The organism is Actinomadura darangshiensis (assembly GCF_004349235.1).
GTDB lineage: Bacteria > Actinomycetota > Actinomycetes > Streptosporangiales > Streptosporangiaceae > Spirillospora > Spirillospora darangshiensis.
Window position 1 is genome coordinate 60,453 of sequence record NZ_SMKY01000008.1, and the last position, 16,625, is coordinate 77,077.

Annotated in this window: 16 protein-coding genes; 12 read left to right on the forward strand and 4 right to left on the reverse strand. The window is 73.9% G+C overall.

Annotation, left to right across the window (positions count from 1 at the left end; genetic code table 11):
• The first annotated feature begins 64 nt into the window (after window positions 1–64).
• From E1293_RS03560 to E1293_RS03595, 8 genes are all read left to right on the forward strand, one after another.
• On the forward strand, window positions 65–1,015 hold the full coding sequence (locus E1293_RS03560; RefSeq protein ID WP_132193734.1) for an alpha/beta hydrolase: 951 nt from the start codon (window positions 65–67) through the stop codon (window positions 1,013–1,015).
• A complete protein-coding gene (locus E1293_RS03565; protein WP_132193736.1) occupies window positions 1,008–2,108 on the forward strand; it encodes an acyltransferase family protein in 1,101 nt (366 codons plus the stop codon). Before E1293_RS03560 ends, E1293_RS03565 begins: the two co-directional genes overlap by 8 nt.
• Window positions 2,109–2,135: 27 nt before the next feature.
• Window positions 2,136–3,161, forward strand: coding sequence for an alpha/beta hydrolase (locus tag E1293_RS03570; protein WP_132193738.1), 1,026 nt, complete (start codon window positions 2,136–2,138; stop codon window positions 3,159–3,161).
• A gap of 54 nt (window positions 3,162–3,215) precedes the next feature.
• Window positions 3,216–4,397, forward strand: a complete 1,182-nt coding sequence (locus tag E1293_RS03575) for a PucR family transcriptional regulator (RefSeq protein ID WP_207938646.1) — start codon at window positions 3,216–3,218, stop codon at window positions 4,395–4,397.
• Between the two features lie 90 nt (window positions 4,398–4,487).
• Window positions 4,488–5,402: an ACP S-malonyltransferase gene (locus E1293_RS03580; RefSeq protein WP_132193740.1), complete on the forward strand. Its 915-nt coding sequence runs from the start codon at window positions 4,488–4,490 to the stop codon at window positions 5,400–5,402.
• The gene (locus E1293_RS03585; protein WP_132193742.1) at window positions 5,399–6,367 is read left to right on the forward strand and encodes a beta-ketoacyl-ACP synthase III; all 969 of its coding nucleotides are present in this window, start codon (window positions 5,399–5,401) and stop codon (window positions 6,365–6,367) included. The genes E1293_RS03580 and E1293_RS03585 overlap by 4 nt, the downstream gene beginning before the upstream one ends.
• A 56-nt stretch (window positions 6,368–6,423) precedes the next feature.
• Complete coding sequence (locus E1293_RS03590) at window positions 6,424–6,678, forward strand: acyl carrier protein (RefSeq protein ID WP_132193744.1); 255 nt, start codon at window positions 6,424–6,426, stop codon at window positions 6,676–6,678.
• An 80-nt stretch (window positions 6,679–6,758) separates the two neighbouring features.
• Window positions 6,759–8,066, forward strand: a complete 1,308-nt coding sequence (locus E1293_RS03595; RefSeq protein WP_132193746.1) for a beta-ketoacyl-[acyl-carrier-protein] synthase family protein — start codon at window positions 6,759–6,761, stop codon at window positions 8,064–8,066.
• Window positions 8,067–8,309: 243 nt separating this feature from the next.
• Here E1293_RS03595 and E1293_RS03600 read toward each other — a convergent pair whose 3' ends face one another.
• Complete coding sequence (locus E1293_RS03600; protein ID WP_132193748.1) at window positions 8,310–8,804, reverse strand: DUF3145 domain-containing protein; 495 nt, start codon at window positions 8,802–8,804, stop codon at window positions 8,310–8,312.
• A gap of 333 nt (window positions 8,805–9,137) precedes the next feature.
• On the opposite strand from E1293_RS03600, the gene E1293_RS03605 reads away from it, so the two are divergent.
• The 4 genes from E1293_RS03605 to E1293_RS03620 are packed head-to-tail and all read left to right on the forward strand — an operon-like array spanning window position 9,138 to window position 13,839.
• Complete coding sequence (locus tag E1293_RS03605) at window positions 9,138–10,325, forward strand: S8 family peptidase (RefSeq protein ID WP_132193750.1); 1,188 nt, start codon at window positions 9,138–9,140, stop codon at window positions 10,323–10,325.
• Between the two features lie 33 nt (window positions 10,326–10,358).
• The gene (locus E1293_RS03610) at window positions 10,359–10,883 is read left to right on the forward strand and encodes an RNA polymerase sigma factor (protein WP_132193752.1); all 525 of its coding nucleotides are present in this window, start codon (window positions 10,359–10,361) and stop codon (window positions 10,881–10,883) included.
• Entirely contained in the window at window positions 10,880–11,326 is a 447-nt protein-coding gene (locus E1293_RS03615; RefSeq protein ID WP_132193754.1) for a hypothetical protein, read from the forward strand. The genes E1293_RS03610 and E1293_RS03615 overlap by 4 nt, the downstream gene beginning before the upstream one ends.
• Entirely contained in the window at window positions 11,323–13,839 is a 2,517-nt protein-coding gene (locus tag E1293_RS03620; protein ID WP_243715986.1) for a CHAT domain-containing protein, read from the forward strand. The genes E1293_RS03615 and E1293_RS03620 overlap by 4 nt, the downstream gene beginning before the upstream one ends.
• A 90-nt stretch (window positions 13,840–13,929) precedes the next feature.
• Here E1293_RS03620 and E1293_RS03625 read toward each other — a convergent pair whose 3' ends face one another.
• The 3 genes from E1293_RS03625 to E1293_RS03635 form a co-directional block, all read right to left on the reverse strand.
• Entirely contained in the window at window positions 13,930–14,760 is an 831-nt protein-coding gene (locus E1293_RS03625) for a sulfurtransferase (protein WP_243715987.1), read from the reverse strand.
• Window positions 14,761–14,831: 71 nt separating this feature from the next.
• Window positions 14,832–15,941, reverse strand: a complete 1,110-nt coding sequence (locus tag E1293_RS03630; RefSeq protein ID WP_132193770.1) for an alkaline phosphatase family protein — start codon at window positions 15,939–15,941, stop codon at window positions 14,832–14,834.
• Window positions 15,942–15,943: 2 nt separating this feature from the next.
• Entirely contained in the window at window positions 15,944–16,525 is a 582-nt protein-coding gene (locus tag E1293_RS03635) for a DUF5998 family protein (protein WP_132193758.1), read from the reverse strand.
• Between the last annotated feature and the right edge of the window lie 100 nt (window positions 16,526–16,625).

Genomic DNA, 16,625 nt, shown 5'->3' on the forward strand with positions numbered 1-16,625 from the left:
CGGCGCCCGGTTCCTACCTTTCTGATCAGTGCTGAAACGCAGCTGACCAGGAAGGACGTCCCGGATGCCCAGTGTCCGCAAGGCCGCCGCCGCCGTCTCGGTGCTGGCGGCGGCCGGCTCGACGACCGCCGCCGCGGGACATGCCGAGGTGTACGCGCCTCCGGCGCCGGCGCCCGCCCTGTCGGCGACGGCCCTCGATGCCCGCTACCGGGCCGCCGGCGGGGACATCGCGCGTGCGCTGGCGACGGCGAAGCGCGTCCGCGACGAGGGGCGGACCCGGGCGCTGTCGGACTTCCTGGCGCCGGGCAGGCGGTTCCTGTCGTTCGACCCGCGGGGCAGCGGACGCGCCGTCGAGGTCATCGGCGACCTGGAGCACGCCGACCGGATCGCGGTCGTCGTGCCCGGCGCGGACAACTCGCTGAGCAACTACGACTCGCCCAAGTTCGTCGGCGGCGGCAGCCGCTCCCTGTACCGGCAGGCCCTCGCCACCGCGCCCGGGAAGCGGGTGGCCGTGGTCGCCTGGCTCGGCTACGACTCGCCCTCGACGCGGAGCCTCGCCGTCCTGACGGGCGGGCGCGCGGACGACGGCGCACGCGGCCTCCGGCGGTTCCTCACCGGCGCGCACCGCGTCAACGGGCACGCCCGGTTCGCCCTGCTGTGCCACAGCTACGGATCGGTCGTCTGCGGGAAGGCGGCCCCGCATCTCGCGCATCTGCCGGTGGACGAGATCGCCATGTTCGGCAGCCCCGGCGCCGGTGTGGACCACGCGTCCGGTCTCGGGACGTCCGCACGCGTCTGGGCGGGACGGGCCAAGGGCGACTGGATGCGGTACGTGCCGAACGTCCGCTTCGCCGGGCTGGGGTTCGGCGCGGACCCCGTGTCGTCCGGCTTCGGCGCCCTGCGCTTCGACGCCGGGACGGGCCCGCACAGCGGCTACCTCAAGCCCGGCTCCCTCGCCCTCCGCAACCTCGCCCTGATCGCCCTCGGCCGCGACGCGGAGGTCACCCATGCCTGAGCGCGACCGGGCGGTGGACGCCCTGCGGGCCTTCGCGATCCTCGGCGTCGTGCTCGGCCACTGGCTCGTCACCGCGTTGGTCGCGGACGGATCAGGCGACCACCTACACGTCACCAGCCCGCTGAAGACGATGCCGGAACTGGCCCCCATCTCGTGGATCCTCCAGACGCTCGCGGTGTTCTTCCTGGTCGGCGGCTACTCGGCGGCGAAGGGCCTGCGTCCGGGCGAACCCTGGGCCCCCCGGCTGCGCCGGCGCCTGGCGCGGCTCGCGCGGCCGCTCCCCCTCATGGTGCTCGCCTGGGTCCCGGTCGCCGCCGCCCTCTGGTGGGCCGGGTTCTCCGCGAACAGCATCCGCACGCTGGTCGAGCTGGTGCTGAGCCCGCTGTGGTTCCTCTGCGTCTACGTCGGGCTGACGGCGTTCACCCCGCTGATCGCGGCGGCCTGGAACCGGCTCGGGCTCTCGGGCGCGGCGCTCCTCGTCGGCGCCACCGCCGCGATCGACCTCGGCCGCTTCGCGCTCGGCGCGCCCGGCTGGACGGGCTGGGCCACCGTCCTGACCGCCTGGCTCGTGCCGTTCTACCTCGGCGTCGGATGGGCGGACGGGGCGCTGCGGTCCCGGCGGGCCAGGTTCGCCCTCCTCGGCGGGGGCGCGGGGGCGGCGGCCCTGCTCGTCGGGTTCGCCGGCTACCCGGCGAGCATGGTCGGCGTCCCCGGCGCGGCGGTCTCCAACCTCAGCCCGCCCACCCTCGCCGCGGTCGCGTTCGGCCTCGCCCAGACGGGCCTCGCGGTGCTGCTCCACGGGCCGCTCACCCGCTGGACGCGACACGCCCGGACCTGGGCGGCGGTCTCGGCCGCCAACCGGTCCGCGATGACGATCTTCCTCTGGCATCAGACCGCGCTGCTGACGGTCACCGTTGGGGCACTGCCGGCCTTCGGTAGCCTGGACGGGTTGCACTCCGTGCCCGACCAGCCGGAATGGATCCTTGAGCGCCTTCCGTGGCTGCTGGTCTTCGCCGCCGCCCTCGCCGCGATCGGGGGCCTGACCGGCGGGTTCGAACGGCCGCGGCGGCCCGTCCCGGCCGCCGCCCACTAGACGATCTTGGATGGTAGAAAAGAACCGATGCCGCCGCACCCGACGACGACCTCGCCGCGTCTCCGCCGGACGCGCGCTCGGCGGCTCCGCAGGGTGCTGGCGGCCGCCGCGTCCATCGGCGTGGTGATGCTGACGACCGCGGGGACCGGGCACGCCGACCCCTACGCCGCGCCCGCCGCCGTCCCGAAACTGGCGCCGTCGACACTGGACGTCCGGTACGCCGCCGAACGCGGAGCCATCGAGAAGGCCCTCCAGACGGCGCAGAAGGTCGGCGACGTCGACCGCAGTAGGGCGCTCGGCGCGTTCCTCCAGCCTGGGCGCCGGTTCCTCTATTTCGACCCGCGCGGCGGTGGGCGCGCCATCGAGGTCATCGGCGACATCACCAGGGCGAGGCGCATCGCGGTGCTCGTCCCAGGCGCGGACACCACGCTGTCCACGTTCGACAAGCGGGGCGGCAAACCGTGGTCGACACCCGGAGGCGGGGCACGCGCCGTCTACACGCAGGCCCGTTCCATGTCGCCCGATCCCGGGCTCGCCGTCGTCGCCTGGCTCGGATATGCGGCGCCCAAGACCATCAGCAGCGACGTCCTCACCGACGAGAGGGCGGCCGAAGGCGCGGTGCAGCTACGCCATTTCCTGAAGGGCGTGCACAGGGTCGCCCCAGGCGCGAGTGTGGGATTGCTCTGCCACAGCTACGGTTCCGTCGTCTGCGGCCGCGCCGCATTGGACGGCCCAAACAGCGCCGCCTGGCGGCAGGTCAGCGACATCGCCCTCTACGGCAGCCCGGGGACGACCGCATTGTCCGCCTCCAAGCTGAGCGGCACGGCCCGCGTCTGGGCGGGACGCGGTGCCACCGACTGGATGGAGGACGTCCCCCACGTCCGCATCTTCGGCCTCGGACTCGGCCCCGACCCGGTCTCCCCCGAGTTCGGCGCGCGCGCCTTCGACGCCGGCTCCGGCGGCCACAGCGACTACCTCGCCCCCGGCTCGACCCCCCTGCGCAACCTCACCGGCATCGCACTCGGACGTCCCTCCAAGGTGACTCCCCGCTGACCTGCTTGCCCACTTCCGGACGGTCCACCGCCAGGGTGGTGGCACTCTGGGGAGGTGAACACCGCGAACGAGGCCGACATCCGTGAGCAGACCACCCAGCGCCTGGAGAAGGCCATGGGGACCTTCGGCACCGCGGCCCTGTCCAGCATGGAGGAGCAGCTCCCCTGGTTCCGGCGCATGCCCGCCGAGCAGCGCTCCTGGATCGGCCTCGTCGCCCAGGCCGGCATCGCCGCGTTCGTGGAATGGTTCAAGAGCAACGAGCAGACCCGTCCCGCCATCGCCGGCGAGGTGTTCGGCACCGCGCCCCGCGAGCTGCTGCGCTCCATCAAGCTGCAGCACACCATCGACATGGTCCGCGTGATCATCGACGTGGTGGAGACCCGCCTGGACGAGCTGGCCGCGCCCGGCGGCGAGGCCCAGCTGCGCGAGGCCATCCTGCGCTACACGCGCGACGTGGCGTTCGGCGCGGCCCAGGTGTACGCGCGCGCCGCCGAGACGCGCGCCGCCTGGGACGCGCGACTCGAAGCCCTCGTCGTCAACGCGGTCCTGCACGGCGAGGTCGACGACGGCATGCACTCGTGGGCCGCCGCGCTCGGCTGGACGTCCAAGCCCGTCACCGTCATCGCGGGCCTCACTCCGGAGGACGAGGAACCCGAGGTCACCATCGACCAGATGCAGCTGGCCGCGCGCCGCGCGCGCGCCGACGTGCTCGCCGGCGTCCAGGGCCACCGGGTCATCGTCATCGTGGGCGGCGACGCCGACCCCATGGAGGCCGCCCGCCCGATCGCCGCCAAGTGCGGGCCGGGCCCGGTCGTCGTCGGCCCGCGGGTCGGCGACCTCTACGACTCGACCCGCTCCGCCCGCGCCGCCGTCGCCGGCCTGCGCGCCGCCGCCGGCTGGCCGGACGCGCCCCGTCCCGTCCAGGCCGCCGAGCTGCTCCCCGAGCGCGCGCTGGACGGCGACGACGAGGCCCGCCACCATCTGGTGGAGGGCGTCTACAATCCGATGCTCGCGGCCGGCGCCCCGCTCCTGGACACGCTCACCACCTACCTCGAACAGGGCTCGTCGCTGGAGGCGACCGCGCGGCTGCTGTTCGTCCACCCCAACACCGTCCGCTACCGGCTCCGCCGCGTCTCCGAGCTGACCGGCCTGTCCCCCACCGACGGCCGCAACGCATTCACCCTCCGCATAGCGCTCGTCCTGGGCAGGTTCCAGTCCCGTTCGACCCATATTTAGGGGCCTTGTAGGGGTCGTACAAAGCACCCGGAGCAAACTTCGTCGCGATCCGCATCGAGAGCGCGGGGCGTTAACGGCAAGCTGGTCGCTGTGATAGTCCTCGCATCGCCCGGCCAGGGCGCCCAAACCCCCGGCTTCCTGCAGCCATGGCTAGAGATACCCGGAGTCGCCGACCGTCTCGCCTGGTGGTCGGCCGTCGCGGGGCTCGACCTGGCCCGCTACGGGACGACGGCGGACGCCGAGGAGATCCGGGACACCGCGGTGGCGCAGCCGCTGCTGGTCGCCGCCGCGCTCGCCGCCTTCGAGGTGCTCTACGAGGACAGGGCTCCGGACGCGGTCGCCGGCCACAGCGTCGGCGAGCTCGCCGCCGCGGCGATCGCCGGCGTGCTGACCCCCGAGGCCGCGCTGGTCCTCGTCCGGGAGCGGGGACGGGCGATGGCCGAGGCCGCCGCCGTCACCGAGACCGGGATGACCGCCGTGCTCGGCGGCGACCCCGACGAGGTCCTCGCCGCGATCGACAAGCACGGGCTCACCCCCGCCAACATCAACGGCGCCGGGCAGATCGTCGCCGCCGGGACGATGGAGCAGCTCGCCCGGTTCGCCGACGAGCCGCCCGCGAAGGCGCGGCTGCGCGCGCTGCCGGTCGCCGGCGCCTTCCACACCGAGCACATGGCGCCCGCCGTCGAGACGCTGCGGCGGCTCGCGGCCGGCGCGCCGGTCGCCGACCCGCGGACGAAGCTGCTGCAGAACCGCGACGGCGCCGTCGTCGGCACCGGACGCGACTTCGTGGACCGGCTCGCCGGCCAGGTCAGCGCCCCCGTCCGCTGGGACGCGTGCATGGCCGCCATGCGCGACCTCGGCGTCACCGGGATCATCGAGCTGCCGCCCGCCGGGACGCTCACCGGGCTCGCCCGCCGCGAGCTGAAGGGCGTCGAGCTGGTCGCCCTCAAGTCCCCCGCCGACCTGGACAAGGCCCGCGAGCTGATCAGGGCGGACGCGTCATGACCGCCACGATCCGGATCCCCGAGGCGACCGCGGGCGCCCGCATCCTGGCGTTCGGCGACTACCGTCCCGCCAGGATCGTCACCAACGACGAGCTCGCCGGGAAGGTCGACACCAACGACGAGTGGATCCGCAGCCGCGTCGGCATCACCGAGCGCCGCATCGCGGGCGACGACGAGGGCATCGTCGAGCTGGGCGTGCACGCGGGCGGCAAGGCCCTCGCGGGCAGCGGGCTCGCGCCGTCCGACATCGACCTCGTGATCCTCGCCACCTGCTCGGCCGAGTCGCCGATGCCGGGGCACGCCGCGCAGGTCGCGCACCGCCTCGGCATCGACGCGCCGGGCGCGTTCGACCTGAACGCCGCCTGCGCCGGCTTCTGCTACGCGCTGGCCACCGCCAGCGCCGCCGTCCGGGCCGGGAGCGCCCGCAACGTGCTCGTGGTCGGCTCGGAGAAGATGTCCCAGTGGATCGACTGGACCGACCGCTCCACCTGCATCATCTTCGCCGACGGGGCGGGCGCGGCGGTCGTCGCCGCCAGCGACGCCCCGGGCATCGGCCCCGTCGTGTGGGGCAGCGCCGGGGACCAGTACGACAAGATCATCATCGATGACCGGCACTCGTCCATCCGGCAGGAGGGGCAGGCGGTGTTCCGCTGGGCCACCACCGCCATCGCACCGATCGCGGTCCAGGCGTGCGAGCGCGCCGGGATCGCGCCGGCCGACCTCGCCGCCATCGTCCCGCACCAGGCCAATTTGCGGATCATCCAGGCGATCGCCCGCAAGGTGAAGGCCGCGAACGCCGTCGTGGCCGACGACATCGTCCACTCCGGCAACACCTCGGGCGCCTCGATCCCGCTGGCGCTCTCCCGCATGATCGAACGCGGCGACGTGCCGTCCGGTGCCCCGGCCCTGCTGGTCGGGTTCGGCGCCGGGCTGTCCTACGCTGCCCAAGTCATCCAGATCCCGTAGGCCGTCACGCCTGCTCGCAGGCTCTGGACCAACCCACCGAAGGAGAAAGCGGAACCATGGCAGAAGTCGCCACCGAACAGCAGATCCTGGACGGCCTCGCCGACATCATCGACGAGATCGTCGGCATCGACAAGTCCGAGGTCACCCCGGACAAGAACTTCATCGACGACCTCGACATCGACTCGCTGTCGATGGTGGAGATCGCCGTGGCCGCGCAGGACCAGTTCGGCGTCGAGATCCCCGACGACGAGCTGCGCAACCTGAAGACGGTCCAGGACGTCATCAACTTCGTCCAGAAGCTGCAGAGCTGAGCCGCGGGCCGGGCGCGCCGCCTCCCGGGTGGGGGCGCGCCCGGCCCACTCCTCCCCTCACAGTCCGCAAGGAGAACCACATGAGCACGAGCCAGACCAGAGTCGTCGTGACCGGTCTCGGTGCAACGACCCCACTCGGCGGCGACCTGCCGTCGACCTGGTCCGCCCTGCTCGCCGGCGAGTCCGGAATCCGCACGCTGGACTGGGAGGGCGTCGAGGACCTGCCGGTCCGGTTCGCCGCGACGCTGAAGGTGCAGCCGGACGCGGTGATGCCGAAGCAGAACCTGCGCCGGCTCGACCGCAACCAGGCGATCGCGCTGATCGCCGCACGTGAGGCGTGGGCGAGCGCCGGCTTCGCCGCGCCGACCGGCGGCAAAGGGCAGAAGGGCATGGAGCGGCCCGGCGTCGACGGCGGCTTCACCGTGGACGGCGAGCGCCTCGGCGTCGTGCTGTCCAGCGGCATCGGCGGCCTGCACACCGCCCTCAACAGCTACGACGTGTACCGGGAGAAGGGCTGGTCGCGGGTCTCCCCGTTCACCGTCCCGATGCTGATGCCGAACGGCGCGTCCGGGCACGTCGGCATCGAGTTCGGCGCGATGGCCGGCTCGCACGCCCTGGTCAGCGCCTGCGCGTCCAGCGCCGAGGCGGTCGGCTACGCCATCGACATGATCCGCGTCGGCCGCGCCGACGTGGTGATCTGCGGCGGCACCGAGTCGTGCATCCACCCGCTGCAGATGGCCTCGTTCGGGTCCATGCGCGCGATGTCGACCCGCAACGAGGAGCCGGCGCGCGCGTCCCGGCCCTACGACAAGAACCGCGACGGGTTCGTCCTCGGTGAGGGCGCCGCGGTGATGATCCTGGAGTCGGAGGAGCACGCCCGCGCCCGCGGCGCGCGCGTCCACGGCTTCGCGTCCGGCGCCGGCTACTCCGGCGACGCCTACGACATCGTCCTGCCCGACCCGTCCGGGGCGGGGCAGGCCAAGGCCATGCAGCGGGCCCTCAAGGACGCCGGGCTGGAGCCCACCGACCTCGTGCACATCAACGCGCACGCCACCTCGACCCCGGCCGGGGACGTGGCGGAGCTCGCGTCCATCAAGGCGGGCCTCGGCGAGGAGGCCGCCCGCGGGCTGGTCGTCACCGCGACCAAGTCGATGACCGGGCACCTGCTCGGCGGCGCCGGCGCGCTGGAGTCGATCTTCACGCTGCTCGCGCTGCGGGACGGCGTCGTCCCGTTCGTGGCCAACCTGGAGGACCTCGACGACGAGGTCGACCTGGACATCGTGCGGGACGAGCCGCGCAAGCTCGCGGACGGCCCCGCCGCCGCGCTCAACAACTCGTTCGGTTTCGGCGGCCACAACGTCTCGGTCGCCTTCGAACGCGCCCTCTGACAAGGTCCCACAGGACCACCCGCGTACGGCAACGGCCCGGCGAGCCTCCAAGGCCAACCGGGCCGTTCTCGTGTTCATGTCTCCGGCAACAACCTCAGCCATCACGCGAGTGCGCTACCTGACCGGTGGAGGCGAAGCCGAAGGCGAGCCTCCACCGGGAAGCTCGCGAAGCGAGGCCGCACTCGCCCAAGCCCGGACCAGAGGGCGAGCCGCCAGGCGAGCCCTCCGGGGAGGGCTTGCAATTTACACAGCGGCGTGCAGCCAGCGGACGGGGGCGCCGTCGCCGGCCCGCCGGAACGGCTCCAGCTCGTTGTCCCACGGCGTGCCGAGGAGGCGTTCGAGCTCGTTCTCCAAAGTGATCTTCCCGACGGCGGCGTTGGCCATCACGGAGCGGAGCCGGTCCTCGGGCACCATGATGTCGCCGCTGGCGCCGATGACCCCGGTGAACACCCCGAGGGACGGGGTGAAGCTGAAGCGGACGCCGTCGGTGCCGGGCGTCGGATCCTCGGTGGCCTCGAACCGCACCAGTTTCCAATTGCGCAGCGCGGAGGTGATGCCGGCGGCGGTACCCGGCCTCCCCTCCCAATGGAGCTCGGCGCGCAGCGTCCCCGGCGCCGCCGCCTGATCAGCCCACTCAAGCGAAACGGGCACCCCAAGGACACCTGCGGCGGCCCACTCGATGTGCGGGCTCAGCGCAGGTGGCGCGGAGTGGACGTAAAAAACGCCACGTGCGGTCACCGGACCTCCTGGATCTGTACCGAGGCTCGTCTTCCCCTACGGCCTCGTACGTCCCAAGTCGGCGTCCGCGTCCCTCATTGTGCATCATCGGCCCGTGTCGCACCACCGTGGATCCGCTGTTTGTTGAACGCTTGACCACGCGATGCACATCGTTCACCACGTCCGCGCGCAAGATTAGGCCCTCATGGGCCCGCGGCGGGTGGAAAGCGCCCGAAGCGGCATGATCGCGCCGCCCCGCCGTCCCGATGACTTTACGTTCGCTGACGGTCACTCTTCGTCGCCGATCCGGCACTATGAGCGCGGGGCCGGGTCACGGTGTGGAGGCGAGGACCGATGTTCGATCAACAGGCACGGCTGGAGCGGCTCCTGGCGCGGCACCGCGACGCCGTGGTCGTGGAACCGCTGCCGGGACGGCCGGCACTGATCCGCCGGGACGAGATCCTGGTCGCGGGGCAGGACGCCGGCGCCGCCGAAGGCCTGGTCCAGCGCTGGTGCGACTCCCGGCAGGACGAGCACGGCGTCACGGTGCTGCGGCTGCGCGCCCCGGCGAAGGTCGACGTGTGCGAGCTCGCGGCCGTGCTCGGCTCCGGCGGGCGGCACCGCCGGCTGAGCGTGTCCCCGAACCATCTCGTCCTCGGGCAGCCGATGTGGTGGAGCGGGCCGGCCGACCGGCCGCGTCCGGCCGCGCCGATGCCCGCGCCCGGGCCCGTCCGCGCGCGGCGGGACGTGACCGTCGCGATCCTGGACACGGGCCTGTCCCCGCACCCCTGGTACGCGGACGCGGACTGGTTCCGCGAGCAGCGCGACGAGGTCGGCGAGGTACTGGACGCCGACCTCGACTTCGAGCTGGACGCGCAGGCGGGCCACGGCACGTTCATCGCGGGCGTGGTGCTGTCGCAGGCGCCGTCCGCCGCGCTGCGGGCCCGCCGCGTCATCGGCGGCGACGGTGTCGGCGACGAACTGGACGTGATCCGCGCGCTGGAGTCGCTCGCGCGGCGCGGGCGCGCCGATGTCGTGAACATCTCGCTCGGCTGCCACACCTACGACGACCGTCCCTCGCCGGTCCTGTCGCGGGCGGTCGCCGCGCTCGGCCGCCGCACGGTCATCGTGGCGTGCGCGGGGAACGCGGCGACCGACCGCCCGTTCTGGCCGGCCGCGATGAAGCCGGTGGTCGGCGTCGCCGCGCTGGACGGTCCCGACCGGGCCTGGTTCTCCAACTACGGCTGGTGGGTGGACGCGTGCGCGCAGGGCGTCGGCCTGGCCAGCACGTTCGTGCGGTTCGACGGGTCCCGGCCGGTGGAGGACGGGACCGACCCCGACCGCTTCGACGGCTTCGCCACCTGGAGCGGGACATCGTTCGCGGCACCGGTCGTCGCGGGACGGATCGCCGCGCTCGCCGCGGAAGAGGACATCGACCCCTGCGCGGCGGCCGACCGCGTCCTCGACCCGGGACGGCACCGGTCACTTCCAGATCTCGGCACCGAAGTGCACGCAGAGTCAGCGGAGAATGCCCTAGGGTGATGGGCGAGCGGGGGGCCTCGGGAGGAGACTTCGGTGGCCCACAGGGACGGTACGGACGAGCTGGTGGTCCGGGCACGCGGCGGCGACGGTGACGCGTGGGCCCGGCTGGTGGAGCGGCACAGCGGGCTGCTGTGGTCGATCGCCCGCTCGCACGGGTTGAACGACGCCGACGCGGGCGACGTGGTGCAGACCACGTGGCTGCGGCTGGTGGAGCGGATCGACGGGCTGCGCGAGCCGGCGGCGATGGCCTGCTGGCTGGCCACGACCGCGCGGCACGAGAGCCTGCGGCTGGTGCGCCGGCGCGGCCGCGATCTGCCGCGGGTGCCCGCGCCGCGGGAGCCGGAGCCCGGCCCCGACCGGGTGGTCGCGGCGCGGGAGCGGCTCGGCCGGGTCGGCGCGGCGCTGGAGGCGCTGCCGCGGCGCTGCCGGACGCTGCTGCGGCTGTTCGCGCTGGCGCCGAGTCATGCCGAGCTGGCCGCCGCCCTCGGCATCCCCGTCGGCAGCGTCGCGCCGACGCGGGCGCGCTGCCTGGACGCGCTGCGGAGGCTCGTCCCGTGAACGACGACGAGCTGATGGCGGCGGTCCGGGACGCGTTCGAGATCCTCGACCCGGTGCCGGCGGACGTGCTCGCGGCGGCCCGCGCGTCGATCGCGTGGCGGACGCCCGCCGCGGCGCTGGCGGAGCCGGCGCACGACCGGGGCGGGCACGCGGCGGGGGTGCGCGGCGGCCCCGCCCGGACGCTGACCTTCGTGTGCCCCGGCTCGACCGTCGAGATCGAGGTCGCGCGGGAGGGCCGGTACCGGGAGATCACCGGTCGGCTCATGCCGTCGGCGGCGGCGCTGGTCCAGGTCCGGCACCGCGACCTGCCGCCGGGCGGGATCTCGGCGCGGGCGGAGCCGGCCGGGCTGTTCTGCCTGCCGCGCGTCCCGGCCGGGCTGGTCAGCCTGGTCTTCCGGCTGGACGACGGGGCGTCCATCGTCACGAGCTGGGTCCGGCTGTGACCGGCCGCGACGAGCGCGCGCTGCTGCGGATGGCGGCCATGGACCCCGCGGCCGCGTTCGCGCGGGCGCGGGCCCTGCTGGAGGACGGCGGCGGGATCCTCGCCTTGCGGGTGGCGGCGCTGGCGGCCAAGGAGCTGGGGCGGCTGGAGGAAGGGCTCGCGTACCTGCATCGCGCCCTGGACATGGCCTCCGTGTCGGACGCGTATGCGGCGGCTCAAGTGCGGATGAATCTCGTCGGGCTGCTCACGGCTCAGGGTGACGTCACCGGGGCGCTCGTGCATGCGCGTGAGGCGGAGACCGTCCTGGAGGGCCCGGACGCAGATCGTCTCGCCGCGAACAAGGCGTGCGCTCTGGCGAGGGCCGGCCGTCTGGACGAGGCCCACGACACCGCCGCGCGGGCCCTGCCGCGGTTACGCGATGGACACGACCCGGCCGCCCTCAATGGTCTGCTCACCAACCTGGGCTTGGCCCGCGCGTTCCGCGGTGACTACGACCGTGCGGAGGAAGCCTTGGAAGAGGCCGTCTCCGTCGGTGAGGACGCAGGGCTGAGTCACCAGACCGCCATGGCGAAGGGAAACCTGGCCTTCACGGCATCGCGGCGCGGGGACGTCCCGCGCGCGCTCCGCCTCTTCGCTGAGGCCGAGCCTGGCCTGACCGGTGAACGTCTGGCGCAGTGCCGGTTCGACCAGGCGGAAACGCTCATCGTGGCGGGACTGCCGGGCGAGGCACGTCCCGTCCTGACCGCGGCCTTGGACGCGGCCATGGCCCACGGCTACCGATGCGACGTCGCCGACGGATTCCTGCTCCTCGCCCATGCCGAACTGGCCGACGGGAACGCCGAGCAGGCCACAGAGGCGGCCGAACGTGCCCGCACGACGTTCGCCCAGCAGAACCGAACCGGATGGATGCTCCTGGCCGAGCACGTACTGCTCCGGGCCCGATGGGCGTCCGGTGAGCGTTCTCCTGTCCTTCTCCGCTCTGCCATGGCCATAGCGGACCGCTTGGAAACCGGCGGCTGGGCGGACGCGGCCGACGAAGCCCGCATCGTCGCCGCCCGCGTGGCGCTGTCTCTAGGCAGACCCGCGGGGCACCTGCTCGCACCGGTCGGACGCTCCCCCGGCCCCGCATCCGCCCAGATCGCCGCCTGGCACGCGAAAGCCCTCGAACGCTCGGCGCGGGACGACCACGCAGGTGCGGTAGCGGCCGTCAGAGCCGGGCTGGACATCACCGAAGAGCACGTGGAAGTGCTCGACGCGCTCGACCTGCGCGCCCGCGCGGCGGGATTCGCCTCCGAGCTGGCCGAGTTCGGCCTCCACCTGGCCCGGTCGGCACGCGAGCTGCTCGCGGTGGAGGAACGGCGCCGGGCGATCGCCCGGCCGGTCCGGGTCCGTCCGCCCAAGGACCCGGAGCGCGCCGCCGCACTGACCGCGCTGCGCGCCCTCAGCATCGACCACACCGCGGGGACGGCCCGCGGCGGCGTGCCGTCCGTGCCGCCGGCGGACATCGCCGACCTCGAAGCGACGATTCGCGCCCGGACCCGGCGCCGCCCGTCCGGCGCGCTGCCGCCGCGTTCCGCCGAGGCCACCGCGGTCGCCGCCGCCCTCGGTGACCGCGCCCTCGTCGAGCTGATCGCGATCGGCGGCGAGCTGCACGCCGTCACCGTCGCGGACGGCCGTCCCCGGCGCCACCACCTGGGCACATGCGGCGAGGCCCACCGCGAGGTCGGCCTGCTCCGCTACGCGGCCCGGCGCCTCGCGGGCCATGACGATCCCCAGACCCTGACCGCTTTCGACGGCACCGCCGACCGCCTCGACCGTCTCCTTCTCGCCCCGCTGAGCCCCGTCCTCGGCGACCGCGAGCTGGTCATCGCTCCGACCGGCGCCCTGCACGGGCTGCCCTGGGCGGCGCTCCCGTCCCTCGCCGGACGTCCGTTCACGATCGTCCCGTCCGCCGGCGCCTGGCTCCACGCCCGCGCACGCACCCCGTCGGGCGGCCACACCGTCCTGGTGGCGGGACCTGACCTGAACCACGCCGAACGCGAGGTCGCCGCCCTTCGGCGCCTTTACCCGGACGCCCTCGTCCTGGACGGTCCGGACGCACGCGCGGAACCCGTCCGGGACGCCCTGGACGGGGCCGCCGTGGCCCACATAGCCGCCCACGGCGAGTTCCGCGAGGGCAATCCCCTGTTCTCCCGCCTGCGCCTGGCCGACGGCCCCCTCATGGTCCACGACCTCGACGAGCTGACCGTCCCACCGGGCCTGGTCGTCCTGTCCGCCTGCGACATCGGCCGCGCCGCCGAGGGCGACGCCGTCCTCGGCATGGCCGGCGCCCTCCTCGCCCTGGGCACCGCCACGGTCATCGCCAGCGTCACCCCCGTCCGCGACGAGGCGACCCCGATCTTCATGACGACCTTCCATCAGGCCCTGGCTACCGGACGGCCCCCGTCCCAAGCCTTGGCCGCGACCCCTCGAACCACCGCGACAACCGGCTTCCTCGCCATGGGCGCCGGATGACCCCATGCCGATCCAATTGGTATCGCCGCCACCAAGGGCCACCACCGGCACAGTCGCTCGTAACTCCGCTTGCGGTGGATTGCAGTGCGGTCAGTTGTCGCCGGTCGCAACCGGGTTGGTCGGATTCGTCACCCAGTCGGACCAGGAGCCCACGTAGAGGGCGGCGGGGATGCCGGCGAGGTTCAGGGCGAGGATCTCGTGGGCGGCGGTCACGCCGGAGCCGCAGTAGGCGCCGACGTCGAGGGCGTCGGTGGCGCCGAGCTGGGCGAAGCGCTCGCGGAGCAGTTCGGGCGGCAGGAAGCGGCCGTCCACGCCGACGTTGCCGGACGTGGGGGCGTTGCGGGCGCCCGGAATGTGGCCGGCGACGGGGTCGACGGGCTCCTCCTCGCCGCGGTAGCGCGCGGCGGCGCGGGCGTCGAGGAGCACGCCCGCCGTGGCCAGTTCGGCGGCGCCCTCCGCGTCCAGGACGGGCAGGCGGCCCGGGTGGGCGATGAAGCCGCCCGGCTTGACGTCGGGTTCGGTGGTGCTCACCGGAAGGCCCGCCTCCGTCCAGGCGCGGAAGCCGCCGTCCAGGACGCGGACGCGGTCGTGCCCGAAGTAGCGCAGCGACCACCAGACGCGGGCCGCGGACATGGCGTCGGCGTCGTCGTAGGCGACGACCAGGCTGTCCGCGGTGACGCCGGCGCGGCGCATGGCCGCCTCGAAGACGACGGGCTCGGGGAGGGGATGGCGGCCGCCGGGCCCGGGCGGCCCGGCCACGTCGCGGTCCAGGTCGACGAAGACGGCTCCGGGCAGGTGCCCCCTGCGGTAGGACTCGACCCCCGGCGGTCCCGCCAGATGCCATCGGACGTCCAGCAGGACCACGGGCGTCTGCCGCCGGAGCAGCCGGTCCAGCGCGGGCACTTCGATGAGAGGGTGCACATCGCCAGTTTGACCGCCGTTGCCCCGATTAGGGAGGGGAGAATGCCGGTTCATCTCAACTCCGCAGGGTGTCAGGGCCGAATCGTGCTGAGCAGCGGCACGCGCAGCTCGGCCGGGACGAGCGAGCCGTGCATGCCGACCATCCGGTCCAGCCACGGCTCCCGTTCGGACGCCACGATCGCCAGGTCGGCGTGCGGGACGGCGATCACGTCGCCGATGCGCTCCAGCATCCCGGGGCCGATCGGGCCGAACCAGCCGTTCGCGACGGCCTCGTCGCGCGAGACGACCCACGCCCGGTCGCCCAGCAGGTCCGTCCAGGCGGCGAGCACGTCGGCGTGGGCGCCCGGCTCGCTGTAGACGTAGCGGCAGCGCGCGTCCCCGCCGAGGAGGGCGACGCCCTCCCGCAGCTCAGGGACGGCGTCGGCGTCGATCCGCTCGGACGGGTCCACCATGCCGTGGTCGGCCGTCACATAGAGGGCGGAGCCCTGCGGCAGGACGGCCGCGATCTGCTGGACGAGGACGTCCACGAACCGCAGGTGGTGGCGCCAGTCGGCGGAGCCCACCCCGAACCGGTGGCCGGTGGAGTCGAGGTCGGCGTGGTACACGGTGACGTACGACCGGCCGCCGCGGCGCAGGGCCAGCTCGGCGCGTCCGACGAGCTGCCCGAGGCCGTCGGCGGCCAGGTAGTCGGCGCCTCGCGTGGTGGCGCGGCTGAGGCTGGAGCCCCGGTAGAGGCGGCGCGCCACGTAGGAGACCTCGACGCCGTCCGCCGCCGCCCGCTCGTAGACGGTCGGGACGGGCTGGAACGTCTCCGGGTCGACGGAGTCGTCGTCCCAGCGCAGGCAGTTCAGCAGCCGGCCGGTACCGGGGATCGCGACCTGCACGCCGAGCAGCCCGTGCTCACCGGGCGGGACACCCGTCGCCAGCGAGCCGAGGCTGCTGACGGTCGTCGCCGGGAACCCGGCCGTGATCGGCCCGCCGTCCATCGCGTTCAGGTAGGGCGCCTCGTCGGGGTGGGCCTTCAGCTGCTCCCAGCCGAGGCCGTCGACCAGCAGCACGCACACACGCGGGACGGCGGGCAGCCCCAGCACGTCCACCGCGCCCGGGACCCCCAGCGAAGCCAGCGCCGAACCCGGCAGATCGGCAAGCGCCCCCGCCCCGTACCGCGGCGCGGCCGGCATGGTCACCGTGCGGTCGCTGCGGACAGTTCCTCCGCGAAGGCCAGCACCTGGGTCACGGCGTCGCCGCCGTCCGCGGCCTCGCTGACCCGCAGGGACAGGTCGTCGGCCGTGACGCTGCCGGTGTAGCCGTGGTCGGCCTCGCAGTTCTCGTCGCCGCACGTGGCGGGTTCCAGGTCGATGTGGGCGATGGCGCCCCAGCCGATGGTCAGCACCACCTCGGTGGGCGGCACGCCCGGCACGTACGCCGCCGGGTCCGGGACGACCCGCGTCACCGCGACCGACTGGACGCGTTCCAGCTTCACGGCCTCGGTGGTCGTGGACGCGTGCGGCCGGTCCATGCCCTCTCCGGGCGGGTGCTCGTCGGTGTGGCACACCAGCAGCCGGCTCGCCGACAGCACGAGCACGGTCACGTGCCGCCGGACCTCCATCGCGGGGTCGAACGTCGCCTCGTGGTGGACGACGTAGGCGGTGACGCGCTCGTCCCCGACGGCCGACTCGACCGCGTCCGCGACCAGGGCCGGGTAGTAACCGCTGCGCTCTATCGCCGTGCGCAGCCCACTGACGGTCGCTCGGGTTTCCCTCATGGCCCCATCCTGCCCTGTCGGGGCCCGGACGCGCACATGACCGGGGCGGCGCGCGGTCATTCGCGCGCGTGCGGGGTAGGAGGTGGGCATGGACGAGCAT

Coding starts and splice junctions, on each gene's coding strand:
- E1293_RS03560 (WP_132193734.1), top strand. CDS start 65: ATGCCCAGTGTCCGCAAGGCCGCCGCCGCCGTCTCGGTGCTGGCGGCG.
- E1293_RS03565 (WP_132193736.1), top strand. CDS start 1,008: ATGCCTGAGCGCGACCGGGCGGTGGACGCCCTGCGGGCCTTCGCGATC.
- E1293_RS03570 (WP_132193738.1), top strand. CDS start 2,136: ATGCCGCCGCACCCGACGACGACCTCGCCGCGTCTCCGCCGGACGCGC.
- E1293_RS03585 (WP_132193742.1), top strand. CDS start 5,399: ATGACCGCCACGATCCGGATCCCCGAGGCGACCGCGGGCGCCCGCATC.
- E1293_RS03590 (WP_132193744.1), top strand. CDS start 6,424: ATGGCAGAAGTCGCCACCGAACAGCAGATCCTGGACGGCCTCGCCGAC.
- E1293_RS03595 (WP_132193746.1), top strand. CDS start 6,759: ATGAGCACGAGCCAGACCAGAGTCGTCGTGACCGGTCTCGGTGCAACG.
- E1293_RS03605 (WP_132193750.1), top strand. CDS start 9,138: ATGTTCGATCAACAGGCACGGCTGGAGCGGCTCCTGGCGCGGCACCGC.
- E1293_RS03630 (WP_132193770.1), bottom strand. CDS start 15,941: ATGCCGGCCGCGCCGCGGTACGGGGCGGGGGCGCTTGCCGATCTGCCG.
- E1293_RS03635 (WP_132193758.1), bottom strand. CDS start 16,525: ATGAGGGAAACCCGAGCGACCGTCAGTGGGCTGCGCACGGCGATAGAG.